Annotated in this window: 16 protein-coding genes, 1 tRNA gene and 1 pseudogene; 7 read left to right on the top strand and 11 right to left on the bottom strand. The window is 73.2% G+C overall.

Going from position 1 to position 16,543, the window contains the following annotated elements:
* Nucleotides 1–7 precede the first annotated feature (7 nt).
* The 4 genes from IE118_RS08965 to IE118_RS08950 form a co-directional block, all read right to left on the bottom strand.
* A complete protein-coding gene (locus IE118_RS08965; protein ID WP_189557206.1) occupies nt 8–460 on the bottom strand; it encodes a copper chaperone PCu(A)C in 453 nt (150 codons plus the stop codon).
* Nucleotides 457–1,113: an SCO family protein gene (locus IE118_RS08960; RefSeq protein WP_189557204.1), complete on the bottom strand. Its 657-nt coding sequence runs from the start codon at nt 1,111–1,113 to the stop codon at nt 457–459. The genes IE118_RS08965 and IE118_RS08960 overlap by 4 nt, the downstream gene beginning before the upstream one ends.
* A gap of 88 nt (nt 1,114–1,201) precedes the next feature.
* Nucleotides 1,202–1,954: a YcnI family copper-binding membrane protein gene (locus tag IE118_RS08955; protein ID WP_189557202.1), complete on the bottom strand. Its 753-nt coding sequence runs from the start codon at nt 1,952–1,954 to the stop codon at nt 1,202–1,204.
* A 296-nt stretch (nt 1,955–2,250) separates the two neighbouring features.
* The gene (locus tag IE118_RS08950) at nt 2,251–3,060 is read right to left on the bottom strand and encodes a hypothetical protein (RefSeq protein WP_189557200.1); all 810 of its coding nucleotides are present in this window, start codon (nt 3,058–3,060) and stop codon (nt 2,251–2,253) included.
* A 220-nt stretch (nt 3,061–3,280) separates the two neighbouring features.
* Here IE118_RS08950 and IE118_RS08945 point away from each other — a divergent pair, with 220 nt between their 5' ends.
* On the top strand, nt 3,281–3,742 hold the full coding sequence (locus IE118_RS08945) for an ATP-binding protein (protein ID WP_189557199.1): 462 nt from the start codon (nt 3,281–3,283) through the stop codon (nt 3,740–3,742).
* 75 nt (nt 3,743–3,817) lie between these two features.
* Here IE118_RS08945 and IE118_RS08940 read toward each other — a convergent pair whose 3' ends face one another.
* Together IE118_RS08940 and IE118_RS08935 are read right to left on the bottom strand one after the other, a co-directional pair.
* Nucleotides 3,818–5,275 carry an aminopeptidase P family protein gene (locus tag IE118_RS08940; protein ID WP_189557196.1) on the bottom strand — a complete coding sequence of 486 codons (1,458 nt, stop codon included), beginning with the start codon at nt 5,273–5,275 and terminating at the stop codon, nt 3,818–3,820.
* Between the two features lie 219 nt (nt 5,276–5,494).
* Nucleotides 5,495–7,006, bottom strand: coding sequence for a PP2C family protein-serine/threonine phosphatase (locus tag IE118_RS08935; protein WP_189557194.1), 1,512 nt, complete (start codon nt 7,004–7,006; stop codon nt 5,495–5,497).
* A 505-nt stretch (nt 7,007–7,511) separates the two neighbouring features.
* On the opposite strand from IE118_RS08935, the gene IE118_RS08930 reads away from it, so the two are divergent.
* The gene (locus IE118_RS08930; protein WP_189557192.1) at nt 7,512–8,177 is read left to right on the top strand and encodes a bifunctional DNA primase/polymerase; all 666 of its coding nucleotides are present in this window, start codon (nt 7,512–7,514) and stop codon (nt 8,175–8,177) included.
* A gap of 129 nt (nt 8,178–8,306) precedes the next feature.
* Entirely contained in the window at nt 8,307–8,816 is a 510-nt protein-coding gene (locus IE118_RS08925) for a hypothetical protein (protein WP_229846726.1), read from the top strand.
* A 304-nt stretch (nt 8,817–9,120) separates the two neighbouring features.
* Here IE118_RS08925 and IE118_RS08920 read toward each other — a convergent pair whose 3' ends face one another.
* From IE118_RS08920 to IE118_RS08905, 3 genes and pseudogenes are all read right to left on the bottom strand, one after another.
* A complete protein-coding gene (locus tag IE118_RS08920) occupies nt 9,121–10,086 on the bottom strand; it encodes a DUF5926 family protein (RefSeq protein ID WP_189557188.1) in 966 nt (321 codons plus the stop codon).
* A 201-nt stretch (nt 10,087–10,287) separates the two neighbouring features.
* Nucleotides 10,288–10,931: pseudogene (locus tag IE118_RS08915) on the bottom strand (ATP-binding protein).
* 177 nt (nt 10,932–11,108) lie between these two features.
* Nucleotides 11,109–11,939: a glycerophosphodiester phosphodiesterase gene (locus IE118_RS08905; RefSeq protein WP_189557187.1), complete on the bottom strand. Its 831-nt coding sequence runs from the start codon at nt 11,937–11,939 to the stop codon at nt 11,109–11,111.
* A gap of 289 nt (nt 11,940–12,228) precedes the next feature.
* Between IE118_RS08905 and IE118_RS08900 the strand changes: the two genes are divergently transcribed.
* From IE118_RS08900 to IE118_RS08885, 4 genes are all read left to right on the top strand, one after another.
* Nucleotides 12,229–13,704, top strand: a complete 1,476-nt coding sequence (locus tag IE118_RS08900; protein WP_189557185.1) for a S1C family serine protease — start codon at nt 12,229–12,231, stop codon at nt 13,702–13,704.
* 64 nt (nt 13,705–13,768) lie between these two features.
* Nucleotides 13,769–13,855, top strand: a tRNA-Ser gene (locus IE118_RS08895).
* Nucleotides 13,856–13,959: 104 nt separating this feature from the next.
* Nucleotides 13,960–14,400 carry a hypothetical protein gene (locus IE118_RS08890; RefSeq protein WP_189557183.1) on the top strand — a complete coding sequence of 147 codons (441 nt, stop codon included), beginning with the start codon at nt 13,960–13,962 and terminating at the stop codon, nt 14,398–14,400.
* A gap of 253 nt (nt 14,401–14,653) precedes the next feature.
* Nucleotides 14,654–15,514 carry a GNAT family N-acetyltransferase gene (locus IE118_RS08885; RefSeq protein WP_189557181.1) on the top strand — a complete coding sequence of 287 codons (861 nt, stop codon included), beginning with the start codon at nt 14,654–14,656 and terminating at the stop codon, nt 15,512–15,514.
* 9 nt (nt 15,515–15,523) lie between these two features.
* Here IE118_RS08885 and IE118_RS08880 read toward each other — a convergent pair whose 3' ends face one another.
* A complete protein-coding gene (locus IE118_RS08880; RefSeq protein ID WP_189557179.1) occupies nt 15,524–16,054 on the bottom strand; it encodes a DinB family protein in 531 nt (176 codons plus the stop codon).
* Nucleotides 16,055–16,056: 2 nt separating this feature from the next.
* A complete protein-coding gene (locus tag IE118_RS08875) occupies nt 16,057–16,488 on the bottom strand; it encodes a hypothetical protein (protein ID WP_189557177.1) in 432 nt (143 codons plus the stop codon).
* Nucleotides 16,489–16,543: the final 55 nt, after the last annotated feature.

The raw sequence follows: 16,543 nt of genomic DNA, 5'->3' as shown, positions 1-16,543 counted from the left end.
GTCTCCCTCAGTGTCCGGTCTTCGGGGTGTAGGTGGCGGGCTTCACCGGGATCTCGACCGTGACGGGGTCGGAGCGGTCGAAGCGCAGTTCCACGGCCACCTTCTGGCCCTGCTTCGGCCGCTGCTTCAGCTGCTCGAACATCAGGTGGTTGCCGCCGCTCTCCAGCACCAGGCTGCCGTGGGCCGGGATGTCCAGTGCCTCGACCTCCTGCATGGCACCGTCCACCGTCTCGTGCACGGTGACCTCGCCGAGGTCGCTGGTGACCGAGGTCAGCCGGTCCCCGGTGTCACCGTCGTTGGTGATGGTGAGGAAGCCGGCGGCCATGTCCGAGACCGGCTGCGGCATGTAGGCGGAGTCCACGGACAGGTCCGCCCCGCCGCCGGAGCCTCCGGAGCCGCCGCATCCGGCCAGCGTCAGCGCCCCGGCGACGGCCAGGGCCGCCGCCGTCAGGCGCCTCACGGGTTCTCGCCCTTGATGAGCTTCGGGAGGTCCGCGGTGTAGTCGTCGACGGTGGCGTCCTCGCCGTAGAGGACGTAACCGCCGTCGGTCTTCGGGGAGAAGGCGATGACCTGGGTGCCGTGGTCGGAGACGGTCTTGCCCTTGTCGTCCTTGCGCGGCGGGTCGATGGTGATGCCGAGGGTGCGGGCCCCGGCCTGGATGGTGGCGAAGTCGCCGGTCAGACCGACGACCTGGGAGTCGATGCCCTTGAGCCAGGTGCCGAGCGCGGCGGAGGTGTCCCGCTCGGGGTCGGTGGTGACGAACACGATCCGCAGCTTGTCCTGCTGGTCCTGGGGGAGCTGCTTCTTGGCGACGGCGAGGTTGTTCATCGTCAGCGGGCAGACGTCGGGGCAGTGCGTGTAGCCGAAGTAGACGAGGGTGGGCCGTCCCGCGGTCTTCGCGCGGAAGTCGTACTCCTTGCCCTGCGTGTCGGTCAGGACGAGGTCGGGCTTCTCGAACGGCTTGTCCAGAACGGTGGCCGCCTTCTCGGCGCCGGGCTCCTCGGACACCACGGCCACGGGGTCGCCGCCGTCGTTGTTCCCGCTGCCGCAGGCGGAGAGGCTGAGGGAGGCGGCGGCGAGCAGGGCCGCCGCCGCGAAGGTCTTCTTGCGCATGGATGGTTCCTGGAAGTGAGTGCCGGGCGCGCGCCGGGCCGCCGCGGGGCGGCGGACGGCCCGGCGCGCCGGGTGGAGAGGTGGGGGATCAGGCGGTGGTGCGCCGGCGCCCGGCGAGCACGCCGTAGGCGACGCCCGCCACGCCGATCACGATGCCGACGACGCCGAGGACCCGGGCGGTGGTGTCCGTGCCGCCGGAGTCGCCCTCGTCGGAGGAGGCGGACGTCTGGGCGGACGCCTTCTCGGCCGAGGCGGAGTCGGAGCCGGATGCCTTGGCGTCGCCGGAGGCGCCGTGGTGATCCCCGGTGGCGGCGGACAGGGCGAGCACGGGAGCCGGGTGGTCCGGTTCCTCCTGGCCCTTCTGCGGCACCTCGATCCAGCGGACGACCTCCTTGTTGGAGTACGTCTGCAGGGCCTTGAAGACGAGCTCGTCGGCGTCCTCGGGCAGGGTGCCGACGGACACCGGGAACTTCTGGAAGAAGCCCGGCCCGATGCCGCCGCCCTTGGCGGTCCAGGTGACCTTGGTGACCGCCTCGTTGATCTTCTTGCCGTGCATCTCGAGCGGCTCGGCCAGCTTGGACTTGGTGACCTGGATGTCCCAGCCCTCGACGGGCTGCGGCATCACGGAGGCCAGCGGGTGGTCCGCGGGGAAGTTGATCTCGAGCTTGGTGGTCGAGGCGTTGTCCCGCTCGTTGGGGACCTTGAAGCCGAGGACCGCGTAGCCGCCCTTGGCGGCTTCGCCCTCGGGCTGCACGCTGACATGGGCGAGGGCGGGGGAGGACAGGGCGAGGACGGTGGCACCGGCGACGGCGGCGGTGGCGGCGATACGAGAAGCCTTCACGAGAAGCACTCCGCTTCGATCGAGGTTTCGCTGACGGTGAGGGACGTGCCGCGGGAGCGGCCGGCGGGCCGCCCTCATGACGGGGGCCCCGGACGCACACGGGCGACGGACGCACGCGCGCGGGCCGCACGCGGGCGTCGCCTCTCCTCACCCAAAAGCCCCGAGGCTCAAGCCCGGAGCCCGGAGCCCGGAGCCCGGAGGCCGGAAGCCCGGAGGCCGGAAGCCCGGAGGCCGGAAGCCCGGAGGCCGGAAGGCCCCGATGCCCCGGAGGTGGCGGAGGTGGCGGTCGCCCCGCGTCAGGCGGCGAGAGCGAGTGCGGTGACGGTGGCGGGCGGGCCCCGGCGGATCACCGTGTGCTGGAGCGCGGGGCTCCGGGGCACGGGAGCCGCGAGCAGAGCGGTACGCGCCCGGCGCGGAGCCTCCTGCGGTGCTCCCGGGAGACCGGCGCGCAGGGCCCGGACCAGGGCGAGCGCCGCACGGAGCGACCGTACGCGGGTGGCCTCGGCGACACCGTGCGCGGACAGCTCGGTCAGCCGCAGCAGGGCCAGATCGCCCCGGCGCAGCAGCCACCCCGCGGCGAGAGCCGCGAGGAGGTGGCCGAGCAGCATGGGCAGCGACGGCAGCAGGGCCGCGGGTGAACCCGGGCCGGCCGCCAGGGCGTCCGCCGCGTGGGCGTCCGGCCCGCCGGGGTGGATCCCCGCGTCGGTGAGGACGCGCTCGGCCCGTGCCGGGCTGATCCCCGCCGCGCTGGTGCCGCACAGCAGCCGTGCGGCCCGCTCGACCAGCGCGGCGTCGGACAGCGCGGACGACGGACCCGTGGCGGGTGCGCCGTGCTGTCCGAGACCGAACAGGACGTGCAGTGCCGTCTGGCCGAGCGCCAGCGTCGCCGCGATCCCGGTCAGGGAACGCGCGCGTCCGGCGAGCGGAGCGGCGAGGGCGACCGCGCCGAGGAATCCCGCGACCAGCGTCCACAGCGGGACGGCGGTGCGGGAGGCGAGGGTGTGGCCTGCCCCGGCCAGCACGACGCAGACCGCGGCGAACACCGCGGCCCGCAGGATCCGGAGACCTCGTCCGGAGCGCACCGTGTGCGGATGGGGGGCAGACATGGCGGCCTCATCATCGCACCGGCGTCCCGGCCGCCGTACGGCAGGTCCGCAAGATGAGGTACAACCGGAAGGTCGCCTCTGCCACGAGCCGCACCACATACACCGGTCGGTACCGCGTCACATCCGCCATATGGGCGGAGTCACGTCAACTTCACGCTTACAAGTGAGTACTCAGGGCAATACGTAACGGTACGTCGAGCCGCAGCCAGGAGGCTGGAGCATGAGCATCTGGTGGTCACTCCATCTGCGGCGCGATGCCGCCAGTGTGCCGCTCGCCCGGCGCCTGCTGCTCGGCACCATGGAGACCGCGGGCGTCGACCCCGACGTCTCCTACGACCTCTCCGTCGCCCTGAGCGAGGCTTGCGCGAACGCGGTGGAGCACGGCGGGGACACCGCGCGGGGCTGCACGTCGGAGGCGTTCCGGGTGACCGCCTATCTCGACGGGGAGAAGTGCCGCATCGAGGTCACCGACGCGGGCCCCGGATTTCCCGCCGCGGGCGGCCGGCCCCGGCCGCCGGTCCGTCCGGCACCGTCCGAGGCGGAGAGCGGCCGGGGCCTGTGCCTCATCCAGGAGCTGGCCGACCACGTGCACTTCGGCAACAAGCCGGGCCGGGGCGGCGCGGTGGTGAGCTTCGACAAGATCCTGAAGTGGCGCGAGGACGCCCCGCTCGTCGCGGTGTAGCGCCGCCGTCCCCTCGGTACGGCGACGGCCGGACACGCGAGCGCGTACCCGGCCGTGCGGTCGTCGTGCGGTGGCTCAGCCCTTCAGGCCCGCCATCCACGCCTCGACCTCGTCCGACCGGCGGGGCAGCCCCGCCGACAGGTTCCGGTTGCCGTCCTCGGTGACGAGGATGTCGTCCTCGATGCGGACGCCGATGCCCCGGTACTCCTCGGGCACGGTCAGGTCGTCCGCCTGGAAGTACAGGCCCGGCTCGACGGTGAGCACCATGCCGGGCTCCAGGGTGCCGTCGACGTAGGTCTCGGTCCGCGCGGCGGCGCAGTCGTGGACGTCCATGCCGAGCATGTGACCCGTGCCGTGCAGCGTCCAGCGGCGCTGCAGCCCGAGCTCCAGCACCCGCTCGACCGGACCCTCGACCAGACCCCATTCGACGAGCCGCTCGGCCAGTACGCGCTGGGCGGCGTCGTGGAAGTCGCGGTACTTGGCGCCCGGCTGCACGGCCGCGATACCGGCCTCCTGGGCGTCGTACACGGCGTCGTAGATCTTCTTCTGCAGCTCGCTGTAGCGGCCGTTGACCGGCAGCGTGCGGGTGACGTCGGCCGTGTAGTACGTGTGCGTCTCCACGCCCGCGTCGAGCAGCAGCAGGTCGCCGGAGCGGACCGGGCCGTCGTTGCGGACCCAGTGCAGCGTGCAGGCGTGCGGGCCGGCGGCGCAGATGGAGCCGTAACCGACGTCGTTGCCCTCCACACGGGCGCGCAGGAAGAACGTTCCCTCGATGTAGCGCTCGCTGGTCGCCTCGGCCTTGTCCAGGACCTTCACGACGTCCTCGAAGCCGCGGACGGTGGAGTCGACGGCCTTCTGCAGCTCGCCGACCTCGAAGTCGTCCTTGACCAGCCGCATCTCGGAGAGGAAGACGCGCAGTTCCTCGTCGCGCTCGGCGGTGACCTTGTCGGTCAGCGCCGCCTCGATCCCGGCGTCGTGGCCGCGCACCACGCGGACCGGGCCGGTGGCCTCGCGCAGCGCACCGGCGAGTTCGCGCACGTCGGAGGCGGGGATGCCGTAGAGCTTCCCGGCCTCGGTGAGGGAGTGGCGGCGGCCGACCCACAGCTCGCCCTGGCCGTCCAGCCAGAACTCGCCGTTCTCACGGTCGGAGCGCGGCAGGAGGTAGATCGTCGCCTGGTGCCCGTCGGTGGTGGGTTCCATGACGAGGACGCCGTCCTCCGTCTGGTTGCCGGTGAGGTAGGCGTACTCGACCGAGGCGCGGAAGGCGTACTCGGTGTCGTTGGAGCGGGTCTTCAGGTTGCCCGCGGGGACGACCAGACGCTCGCCCGGGAAGCGGGCGGACAGCGCCGCGCGGCGTGCGGCGGTCTCGGCGGCCTGCGCGATCGGCTCCAGGTCGTGCAGCTCGGTGTCGGCCCAGCCGCTCCTCATGTTCTCGGCCAGCTCGTCCGACACGCCCGGGTACAGGCCGTTCTTGCGCTGCTTGACGGGCTCTTCCTCGGCAGTCTCCGGGGTCTCCGGCAGCTCCTCGGCCACGGTCATCCTCCTCGATACGGCACTGGACCACCCCCATCGTACGGTCGGGCGGAAACGGACGAACCGGCGCAGCACCTGTTACCGGCGGCGCACGCGAGAGGACCGGAGGGGGCGGGGGTGCGGACGGCGGGCGCACCGGTCCTCCGCCCGGCACCGGGACGCACGGTGTTTCCGCCGGGGCAGCGGCGCTCCGCCCCGGGGTGGCTCCGGGTAAGGCCGCTAGTCGAACCGGGCCGCCAGCAGCACCACGTCCTCCGAGGAGTCCGCGGTGTCGGCCCCCTCCGGCAGCACCGCGCGCAGCACGTGGTCGGCGACGGCGCCGGGATCCCGGCGCAGGGCGGTGGGCACTCCGGCCGCCGCGGCGTGCAGCCGGGCGAAGGCCCGGTCGGTCGGGTCGCCGGTGCGGTGCAGCAGCCCGTCGGTGTAGAGCAGCACCGTCTCCCCCGCCTCCGCCTGGACCTCCACGCTCGGCGCCTCCCAGCAGGCGAGCATGCCGAGCGGGGCGGAGACCGACGTCTCGACGTACTCCGTGCGGCGGTCCCCGAGCAGCAGCGGCGGACTGTGCCCGGCCCCGGCGAGCGTGATCCGGCGCAGGGCGGGCTCGCAGTAGCCGAACAGGGCGGTGGCCGACCGGGCGGGCTCGGTGAGCCGGAGCAGCAGCTCCAGGTCGGACAGGACGGCGACCGGGTCCTCGCCCTCCATCACGGCGTACGCCCGCAGCGACGCCCGCAGCCGGCCCATCGCCGCGACCGCGCTGGGACCCGACCCGGTGACGGACCCGACGGCGAGACCGAGGGCCGCGTCCGGCAGCGGCAGCGCGTCGTACCAGTCGCCGCCGCCGCGCGGGGACGTGCGGTGCCGCGCGGCCAGCTGGACGCCGGCGACCCGGGGGAGGCGGGAGGGCAGCAGTTCCTCGGTCATCGTGGCCATGGACGCGCGCGTGCGTTCGAGTTCCAGCAGCCGGCCCAGATGCTCGGCGGCCTGGCGGATGTAGAGGCCGACGAGGTGGCGCTGCCGCTTCGACGGTGCGGCCGGATCGTCGTACAGCCACACCGCGGCGCCCAGGCGTCCGGTGGCAGCGGTGGTCAGGGGGAGGGCGAAGCTGGCGGCGTAGCCGAGGCGGGCGGCGACCTCGCGGTGGCGGGGGTCCAGTCCCTTCTCGGCGAACAGGTCGGGCTCGCTGATGCCGTCGTCGGCGCCGGGCAGGCCGTCCAGGATCCTGCCGTGGGAGAGGGAACCGCGGGGCACCGTCTCGATGTGCCCGAGGTCCGCCTGGGCCAGCCCGAGACCCACGGTGGTGGCCGGGCCGAGCCCGTCGGCGGGCTCCAGGGCCATGAGACCGCGGCGCGCGCCGACCAGGGCGGCTCCCGCCCGGAGCAGCTCGCGGAGCGCTTCGTCGAGGGTGGCCGCGCGGACCAGGCGTTCCGTCAGCTCGTGGAGGGTCGTGAGGTCGGAGACCCAGCCGGCGAGACGGTCCTGGAGCAGCGCGCCCGGTGCGGTCTGGGGGTTTGCCGCCGGGACAGGAGAGGTACCCGTGACGGACGCGACAGTGTGTGCGGGTGCGGGAACCGTCGAATCGATTCCGGCCACTTTCGACGGGTGCGGGGCGTTCATGGCGTCCGGCTTTCCGACCGGTACGTACTGCTCGAAAGCATCGCAAACCCCCATGTCATTCTGCGTCGCCGGCAGTGTCTCCACATGTACACGTACTCGTGAGGAGATGTCCAGCATTGTCCTGCTGGGATTACTGGTGTCCGTGAGGTCGAAGGGAACTCGCGGCAGACCCCTTGCCGAAAAGCGAAGTTGGCTTGAAACTGCCTCAGGGGGAGGCATATTGCGGTCGACTGGCCTTGCTCGACGGAAGCGTCACAGCGGTCGTGATGGGTACGTACTCGGTGAAGGCCAGGGGTGGTTGGGAACCGCTCGGGAACCTGGCGACGGACCCGGGCGTCTTAACCACCGACGACCGTGCCCCATCCTCCCGTGGCGGAGGCGGAGAGAACCACGCGCGACGGTAAACGCCAGACTTCGCCACCCCCACGCCACGCCCGCACTTCTGATAGACGCAGTACGGGTGGAACGGCCGCGGAGGCAGCCCATGCTCGGCCCGGAGGGGTTACCCCTGCCCGGCGCGGGGGTGTGATGCGCCAACAGGTACGCACAGTGAAGTGATCGACACATGACGTGATCTGGACCACGGTGTTGCCAGGCGTGCAACGGAAAGGAACGAGCGCTCATGCGCGAGATCCTCGGAAGGCGACGCAGGCTCCTGTCCCGGCGCGGCGACGGGGGGCCCGAGCTGATCGGCGCGGCCCTGACCTACGCGGCGCAGTGGCAGTGGCCCGTACTCCCCGGCGTGGCGGCCGACCCGCAGGGCCGGTCCCGCTGCGGCTGCCCCGACCCCGAGTGCACAGTGCCGGGCGCCCACCCGTTCGATCCCGGCCTCCTCGCCGCCACCACCGACGCGCGCATGGTGCGCTGGTGGTGGGGCAACCGGCCGGCGGCGCCGATCATCCTCGCCACCGGTGGCAGGGCTCCGTGCGCGGTGTCGCTGCCCGCCGTGCCGGCCGCGCTTGCCCTCGCCGCCCTCGACCACAGCGGCATGCGGCTGGGGCCGGTCGTCGCCTCGCCCGACCGCTGGTCGATCCTGGTGCGGCCGTACTCCATGGAACAGCTCGGCGAGCTGCTGTACGCCAAGGACTTCGTCCCCGGCTCCCTCCGTTTCCACGGCGAGGGCGGCTATCTCGCCCTGCCCCCGTCCGAGACGGCGCAGGGCGGGGTCCGCTGGGAGCGGGCGCCGCTGCCCGGTTCCGCCTCGCCCTGGGTGCCCGGTGTCGAAGCGGTGGTGGACGCCGTGGTCGAGGCCCTCACCCGTACGGGCGTGAGCGCGCCCGAGATGTGATCCGGACCGGCGCGCGCGGTGCCGGCCCGCCGCCCCGGGACGCTGTCTTCCCGGGGCATGTCGCGTCATGCCGGGGACCGCGTCCGGGCTGCCCGAAGAGCTTCCCTGCTCGCCCTCGCGGGTGCCGTCATGGCCACCGTCGCGGCCTGCGCGGTCGCGCCGCCACCCGGGACGGAACCCACGGGCCCGGACCGCCGGCCGCACGACGCCCAGCCCCCTTCCTCCGGGGAGTCCGGCGCGCCCGGTGACGGCACGGCGCGGACGCCGTCCGGCGTCGGCCCCTCACCGTCCGGTCCGCACGGCTCCACCGCCCTCCGCTGCGGCCCCGCGCTCTCCTCCCCCGACGGCATCGAGGCGCAGACCTGCGTGGTGGCCCAGGGTGACATGGTCCGGGCACGGACCTACCGGACCTACTGCCGCAACGCCAGCGGTGAGGAACGGGCCGTCGCGCTGAGCCTCCTGGGGCCGGACGGCAGGACCCCGCTGACGCACTGCGCGCTGGACACCGGGGACGAGCCCGCCCGGTGCGAGACCCCGCGCGAGCGCGGCACCGGAGGGTTCGCGCGGTACACGGTGGTCGCGGAGTTCGCGGACCGCACACCGGGAGGGCGGCTGCTGCTGCGCTCCGGCAGCAACTGACGCACCCGGGCGGGCGGTCGTGGACGAGGCCGGCCGGCTGACCGGCGGGGACGACCGGTGGGCCGGCGGTCGCGCTGCGTGAGCGGCGGCCGACACACGAAGACCCGGTTGCTGGCGACGGGGGATGCACCAGCAACCGGGCTAATGGAACGGTAACAAGAGATCGGCGGTTCGCAAATTCGAACTCGGCTTTCCGGTCACCGACTGGCTTGTCCGCGAGGGGAGTTGTGCGCCGGCGGCCGAGGAGCGACCCGGCGGTTCCGCCGGGCGGGCCGCCGGCGGAACCCCTCGGCGCGCGGGCGTCTCAGCTGAGGGTGACCTGGCGGTTCGTCAGACCACCGCGGGCACGGCGCTCGTCGGCGGTGAGCGGCGTCTCCTCGGCGAGCGCGGCGGTGAGCCGCTCGGCGAACTCGGCGGCCGGCTTCTCCACGTCGTCGGCCCCGACCCCGCTGGGCAGGTCCCAGACCGGCACGGTGAGCCCGTGAGCGCGGAAGGAGCCCACGAGACGGGTGCCCTCGCCGAGGGAGGAACGGCCCGCCGCGTGCAGCCGCGCGAGAGCGTCCAGAAGCTGCTCCTCGGGGTACGGCATGACCCACCGCAGGTGGTTCTTCTCAGGGGTCTCGCACCAGTACGCGGAGTCCACGCCCGACAGCTTGACGGTCGGGATGGCCGCGGCGTTGGCCCGCTCCAGGGAGGCGGTGACGTCCGGCGTGGCGTTCTCCGGGTCCGGGACCCAGAACTCGAAGCCGCTGTGCACCACGGGCTCGAAGGCACCGTCGGGATCCAGCAGGTCCTGGAGCCGGGGGCCGTCGGCGGGCGCGCGCCGGGCCTGCACCGGCGTGCCCGGGTCGGCGGCGAGCGCGCGCTGCAGGGTGTCGGCCAGATCGCGGCTGATGTCACCGGAGGAGGTGTCGTTCTGCAGGCCGAGCAGGACCGAGCCGTCGTCGCGGCGCAGGGCGGGCCAGGCCATCGGCAGCACCGTGGCCAGGGTCACCGAGGGGACGCCCTCGGGCAGGCCGTCCTTCAGCGTCAGCCCTACGGTGGCGGCCGGCACCAGCTCGCGCAGCGCCACCCAGTCGCACTCGCCGGACAGGCCCTCGAACGGGCGGTGCACCAGCTCGGTCACGGCGTGCGCGGCGGCACGGCCGTGGCACGCCTTGTAGCGGCGGCCGCTGCCGCAGGGGCAGGGCTCGCGGGCGCCGACGACCGGGATCTGCCCGTCCGTGAGCTGCGGGCGCTTGGCCTTCGTCTGGGGTCGCTTCTTGGCCATCGTGGGTGTCTCCCGGTTACGGCTCGTCTCGTACGGGCGCGAGCCTAGCCGTTCGCGCCCCGACCGGCGGGAACCTGTGGACAACGGGGCGGGCCGTGGCCGGGCGCGCGGGCCGACCGGACCCGGCCGTTCCCCGCCGGGGTCGTGCCCACGCCGGGTCGCCCTCAGCCCGGGCCGGGCCGTCCTCAGCTCGGGCCGTCCTCAGCCCAGGTCGTCGAAGACGTCCGCGAAGTCCAGCCCCGTGATGCGGGTGACCGGCGGGGCCGTCACGCGTGCCGCGAAGTCCTCGCGCCGGTGCGCGGCCCGCGCGTCCGGGTCGTACACGTCCTGGTGGACGACGACCCACACCGTGACCTCACCCGGCACCTCGTCGCGCACACCCCAGTCGTCGGCCAGCGCGGTGATGATGTTCAGCCCCCGCCCGCCGTGCGCCGTGACCGACGGGGTCGCCGGCGCCGGGCGGGTCGGACCGCCGCCGTCCGTGACCTCGACGACGAGCCGCCCGCACGGGTCCACCCGCCAGGCGGCCCGCACGTCGCCGTCCCCGGCCGGCACGTCGCCCAGGGGCCGGCCGTGCTTGCACGCGTTGCTCAACAGCTCGGAAAGGATGAGTACGGCATCGTCGATGACCGTGTCCGCGACGCCCCCGTCACGCAGCTGCGTGCGCATCCGGTGCCTCGCCTTCCCCACGCCCGCAGGGCCATGGGGAACGGCCATGCTCGACGACGCGGGCACCTCCTGTGCCACCACCAACGCCACCCCCGAGACCTCCTTCGCCCACGCCACGGTGTGGATGCCCCATTGGCCTGAACCGGAAACCGGCCAATCCATGAGGGGTGACGCACTCGAAACGATCGAATACGCACCGAACGCGCCGGAGCACTCCCCGTAACCGTGTGGCTGGAATTCTTCGGTGTGGCCGAGAAGTGAGGATGCGCCCGGCCGCAGCCCCAGGTCAAGACATCGGCGGGTATTTCCTGGGGCGGATGGGGCGGAAGTGACAAGAAAGGATCATCGCGCGGTCAGCGGCCGAGCCGGTCGAGGACCGCGCGGGGGCGGTTGGTGATGATGGCGTCCACCCCGAGGCGCACGCACAGGTCGACGTCCCGGGCCTCGTCCACCGTCCACACGTGCACCTGGTGGCCGGACTCCTTCAGGCGCTCGATGTAACCGGGGTGGCTGCGGGCGATGCGGATCGACGGCCCCGCGATCTCCACGCCGGCGGGCAGCCGCCCGTCGCGCAGGCGCGGCGTGACGAACTGGGTCAGGTAGACCGTCGGCAGCGTCGGCGACGCGGCCCGCACCCGGTGCAGCGAGCGCGCGGAGAAGCTCATCACGCGCACCGTCGAGTCCTCGGGGGCGGCGGGACTGTCGAGCCCGAACCGTTTCAGCAGGAGCAGCAGCCGCTCCTCCACCTGCCCCGCCCAGCGCGTCGGGTGCTTGGTCTCGATCGCCAGCTCGACCCGGCGCCCGGCGTCGGAGACGAGTTCCAGCAGCCGTTCCAGGGTGAGCACGGAGGTGGCCTCCCGGTCCTCCGGGCGGTGCTCCCAGTCGGGTTCCTCCACGCGCGGACCGCCGGAGGGGTCGCGGCTCTTCCAGGAGCCGAAGTCCAGGGCGGCGAGGTCGGAGAGCTCGAGCGCCGAGACCGCGCCGCGCCCGTTGGACGTACGGTTGATCCGGCGGTCGTGCACGCACACGAGGTGGCCGTCGGCGGTGAGGCGTACGTCGCATTCGAGCGCGTCCGCGCCGTCCTCGATCGCCTTGCGGTAGGCGGCCAGGGTGTGCTCGGGGGCGTCCTCGGAGGCCCCGCGGTGCGCGACGACTCGGGGCTGGTGCTGCCGTGCGTGGGTCACCGCGTCATGGTGCCACCGTGACCGGGTAGACGTGTGCCCGGAGTGGTGGGAACGGTGTGGACGTCCGGTCGGAGGCATCGGGTGGCGCGCCTTACGTGAGTAATGCCCTATATAAAGAATGGCCCCGGACCCACAGGAACGGCTTATGGTGCCCTGACGGCCCGTGGGAAAAGCTGACGTCATACAAAGGGACAAGCACAGCTGCCTCGCACCGGACCCGTGGACGTACGTGCACGAGCGGGACCGAGTGCGACCGGGAGACAACAGCCGTGGATCGAGGAGTGAAGCTGTGAGCACCGAGAACGAGGGCAAAGCGGTACCCCCGGCCCCGTCGGCACCGCCGTCCGCGCCGGTGGATGCTCCCGCTGCTTCGGCGCACCAGGGCCACCCGGACCCGGGAGCGGCCCCGTACCCGGCAGCCCCGCAGGGATACGGTCCGCAGGACACCCCGGCCGGCGACGCGCACCAGGATCCCGCCGCCCGGGGCGGCGCACCGGGCGGCCCGCACGCCGGCACCGGGGCCCACGCCTCGTCCGTGCCCGACCCCGCCTGGCCCCCGCCCCCGCCGCCCGCCACCCCGTCGTACGGCGACGGGGGTGCCGGACACGGCGGCTGGGGCGCCTCGTACCAGCCGCCGGCGCCGAAGAACGGCGGTGGACGCGGCCGCACGATCGCCGCGGTCCTGGTGGCCGCGCTGGTCGCGGGCGGCCTGGGCGGCGGTCTCGGCTACACGCTGGCCAGGGAGAACGACAGCAGCGGCTCGACGACCGTGTCGTCGTCCACCAGCGGCGGCAACGTGAAGCGCGACCCGGGCACGGTCGCCGCCGTGGCGGCCAAGGCGCTGCCGAGCACGGTCACCATCGAGGCCCAGAGCAGCAGCGGCGAGGGCGGCACCGGCACCGGCTTCGTCTTCGACACCCAGGGCCACATCGTCACCAACAGCCACGTGGTGGCGGAGGCCGTCGACGGCGGCAAGGTCTCGGCGACCTTCCCGAACGGCAAGAAGTACGCGGGCGAGGTCGTCGGCCACGCGCAGGGGTACGACGTCGCGGTCATCAAGCTCGACGACGCCCCCTCCGACCTGAAGCCGCTCACCCTCGGCAACTCCGACGACGTGGCCGTCGGCGACTCGACGATCGCCATCGGCGCGCCCTTCGGCCTGTCCAACACGGTGACGACGGGCATCATCAGCGCGAAGAACCGCCCGGTGGCCTCCAGCGACGGCAGCGGCAGCCAGGCCTCCTACATGAGCGCGCTGCAGACCGACGCGTCCATCAACCCGGGCAACTCCGGCGGCCCGCTGCTGGACGCGCAGGGCAACGTCATCGGCATCAACTCCGCGATCCAGTCCACCAGCAACGGCGGTTTCGGCACGGGCCAGGCCGGCTCCATCGGCCTCGGCTTCGCCATCCCGATCAACCAGGCCAAGTACGTCGCCCAGGAGCTCATCGAGACGGGCAAGCCGGTGTACGCGAAGATCGGCGCGTCGGTGTCCCTGGAGGAGGGGGCGGACGGCGCGAAGATCACCGAGGAGGGCGCGGGCGGCTCCGAGCCCGTCGACCCCGGCGGCCCCGCCGACAAGGCCGGCCTCGAGCCCGGCGACGTCATCACCAAGCTCGACGACCGCGTCATCGACTCCGGCCCGACCCTGATCGGCGAGATCTGGACCCATAAGCCGGGCGACGAGGTCACGATCACCTACGAACGCGACGGCAAGGAGCGCACCACGGAACTCACCCTGGGTTCCCGCGTGGGCGACAGCTGACCGCACCCGCACACCCCGAACCCGTTACCCTTGTCCCCGCGCCGTCGATCACCGGCAGGCGCGGGGAGGCGTGCCCGAGCGGCCGAAGGGAACGGTCTTGAAAACCGTCGTGGCAGCGATGTCACCGTGGGTTCAAATCCCACCGCCTCCGCGTTGAGAGCAGAGGGAACGGCCCCCGGCCCGGATGTCCGGTCGGGGGCCGTTCCCGTGGGCGGGTGGCGTGCCGCACTCGCGGGCGGGTGAGGAGGGGGCACGGTGCCGGTGCCTCTGCTGGGGATGCTGCTGTTCGCCGGGCTGGCCACCGCGGGGGCGAGCGTCGTGACCGTCGTGCTGATGCTGAACACCCCACCCCTGGCTCTGAGCAGGCTCTGTGCCGTGCTCGCCCTGTTCTCCGGGTCCTCGGCGGCAGCCGTGTACTGCTACGGCCTGCTCTCCGCCCTGTTGGGAGGGCCGTTTCCCGGACTGTGCGAGGACCGGAACCTCTCCGGAGCCGCGCTGGAGGGCGTCGTGCAGGAGTACTGGCCTCTTCGCAGCGCCTGTGTCTACGCCGACGGTGCGACGGTGGAGCGCGTCCCGCTGTCGGTCAGCGTGCTCGTCTGCCTGGCGGGGGGTCTCGCCGTCGTTCTGGCGTGTGCCGGTGCGGTCCTGCGCGGGAGGGTGGTCCACCCGGTGGCGGACCGGAGGACGAACTCCTGACAGCGGTGCAGAAAGGCTCGCGGACCGGGTAGTTGGTCGGGGGCCGTTCCGTACGTGCTTGCTTCGGAGGAGGGTGACGTCCATGGCTGTTCCGCTGGCGTACAAGGGGCTCGAGGTGATGCCGACCTGGTTCGTCGGCGTGGTGGGCGTGCTGGCCGCCGTCGGGATCGTCCTGGCCTGGCGCCGGAGGCGCTGACGGGCGGGAGGAGACGGGGACACCCCGCGGCGGGAGGCGGTGGGGCAGGGTGGGGGCATGGGATCTGATGGCTGGTACCTGACCGGCGATGTCGACGCCTTCCTCGGGCGGGCCGGGGACTTCCTGCGGGCACGGCCCGGCGTGCACGTCATGCAGTTGACGTGGGCGGAGCGGGTGCGCAGGCGGGGAGCGGGTGCGTTCGGCGGCGAAGGCGTCCTCTTCGGGGTGCTGGAGCGGGCGGGCGAGGTGGAGGGGACGTTCTACCGGCTGCCGGGGCGCGGGATGTGCGTCAGCCCGCTGACGGAGGGGCGGGCGGCGGGCCTCGCCGATCGTCTGGCCGCCGTCCTGCCCTCCCTGCCCTCGGTCAGCGCGGACCACGACAGCGCCACCGTGTTCGCCGAGGCCTGGCGGCGGCGTACCGGCGCGGCACCGGGGATGCGGGACACGCGGCTGCGGCTGTACCGGCTCGGCACGCTCACCCCGCCGGACCCGCCGCCGGCCGGGCGGGCGCGCGTGCTGGGCGAGGACGACGTGGCGGAAGCCGCGCACTGGTGCCGGCAGTTCGCCGAGGCGGTGGGCGAGGAGGTCGGCTGGGACGTCGGCACGTGGCAGGAGAGCCGGTACGCCGACAAGCGCTACACGCTGTGGGAGACCCCGGACGGCACGCCCGTCGCCGTCGCCGGGATGAATCCGCTGATCGGGGGCCAGGTGCAGGTGGACGTCGTCCACACCCCGGCCCACCTGCGCGGCCGGGGGTACGCGGGTGCCGTGACGGCGGAGGTCAGCCGGGCCGCGCTGGGGACGGGCGCGCGGGACGTCGTACTGTTCGCGGACCGGTCCAACCCCGCCAGCAACGCCCTGTACCAGCGGCTCGGTTACCGCACGCTCGCCGACTGGTCGGTGTACGACTTCACGTGAGGGAACCGCTCAGGAGGCGGCCCGCAGCAGGCGGAGCTGGCCGATCTCCGCGACGTTCTTCATCAGTTCGGCGTTCACCCAGGCGAGCATGTGGGCCCGGGTGTGCGCCGGGTCGTCCGGCGAGGGGAACGAGGCCGGGGTGTCGAGGCCGGTGTCGGTCATGCCGTCCAGCAGGGCGAGCCAGTCCCGGCGCAGGCCGCGGAGCCACTCCACCGTCGCCCGGCCCTCGCCGGGCCAGGTGATCTCGGTCCGGTCCCGGGGGCGGTGCCCCCGGGCGTGGTCCAGCGTCACGCTCCACCACCAGCCGATGTGCCAGGTCAGCCAGGCGACGGTCGGGACGGGCACCGGGTCCGGTTCGGTGTCCGCCCAGTCGGGGACCCAGGTGCCGTCGGGGGCGCGGCGCACCGTCCAGCAGAGCGGGCCCGGTTCCCAGAGGAAGTCCTCCGGTTCCAGTCGCTCCAGGTGGTACTCGAACAGGGACCAGGTCAGGTCGAACTGCCGGCGGAGCAGCTCGGTCCGGGGCGTGGTGGAGGCGGGCATCGTCACAGCTCCTCGTCGGTGGCGAGCAGTTCCCAGGAGAGGTCCCGCAGGGCGGGTTCGGCGTCACAGCCCGACGGGACGTGCGGGGCGGGCTGGAACCAGACCACGGTGAGGTGGGAGCGGTACAGGACGCGGTCGTGGGCCGGGTCGACGGCCTCGGAGCGGAACCGGCCGACGCAGGTCACGGCGGGCAGCGTCTCCACCGGGCCGAAGGCACCCGCGTACTGGTCGGGGTACTCGCGCGGCGGCGGGATCAGATGGACCGGCGTGCCGGGGAAGGTGTGCTCGGCGGACCGGAGCAGTCCGGCGATCCTGAGGTCGTTGAGGCGTTTGCAGGGGTACCCCTCGAGCAGTCCGCCGTACGTCGACGACATGCGCAGCTCGGAGAGGTCGACCGAGCGGCCGGAGGAGAGGACGACGCGGGCGAGTGCCATGGTCGGCACCTTAGAACGGTGGTGCATTCAGCGCTTTCGGTTTTCGCCGGGGCGG

The organism is Streptomyces pilosus, assembly GCF_014649835.1.
GTDB lineage: Bacteria > Actinomycetota > Actinomycetes > Streptomycetales > Streptomycetaceae > Streptomyces > Streptomyces pilosus.
The sequence above is the reverse complement of the archived record's forward strand: the minus strand, read 5'-3'. Positions and strand labels throughout refer to the sequence as shown.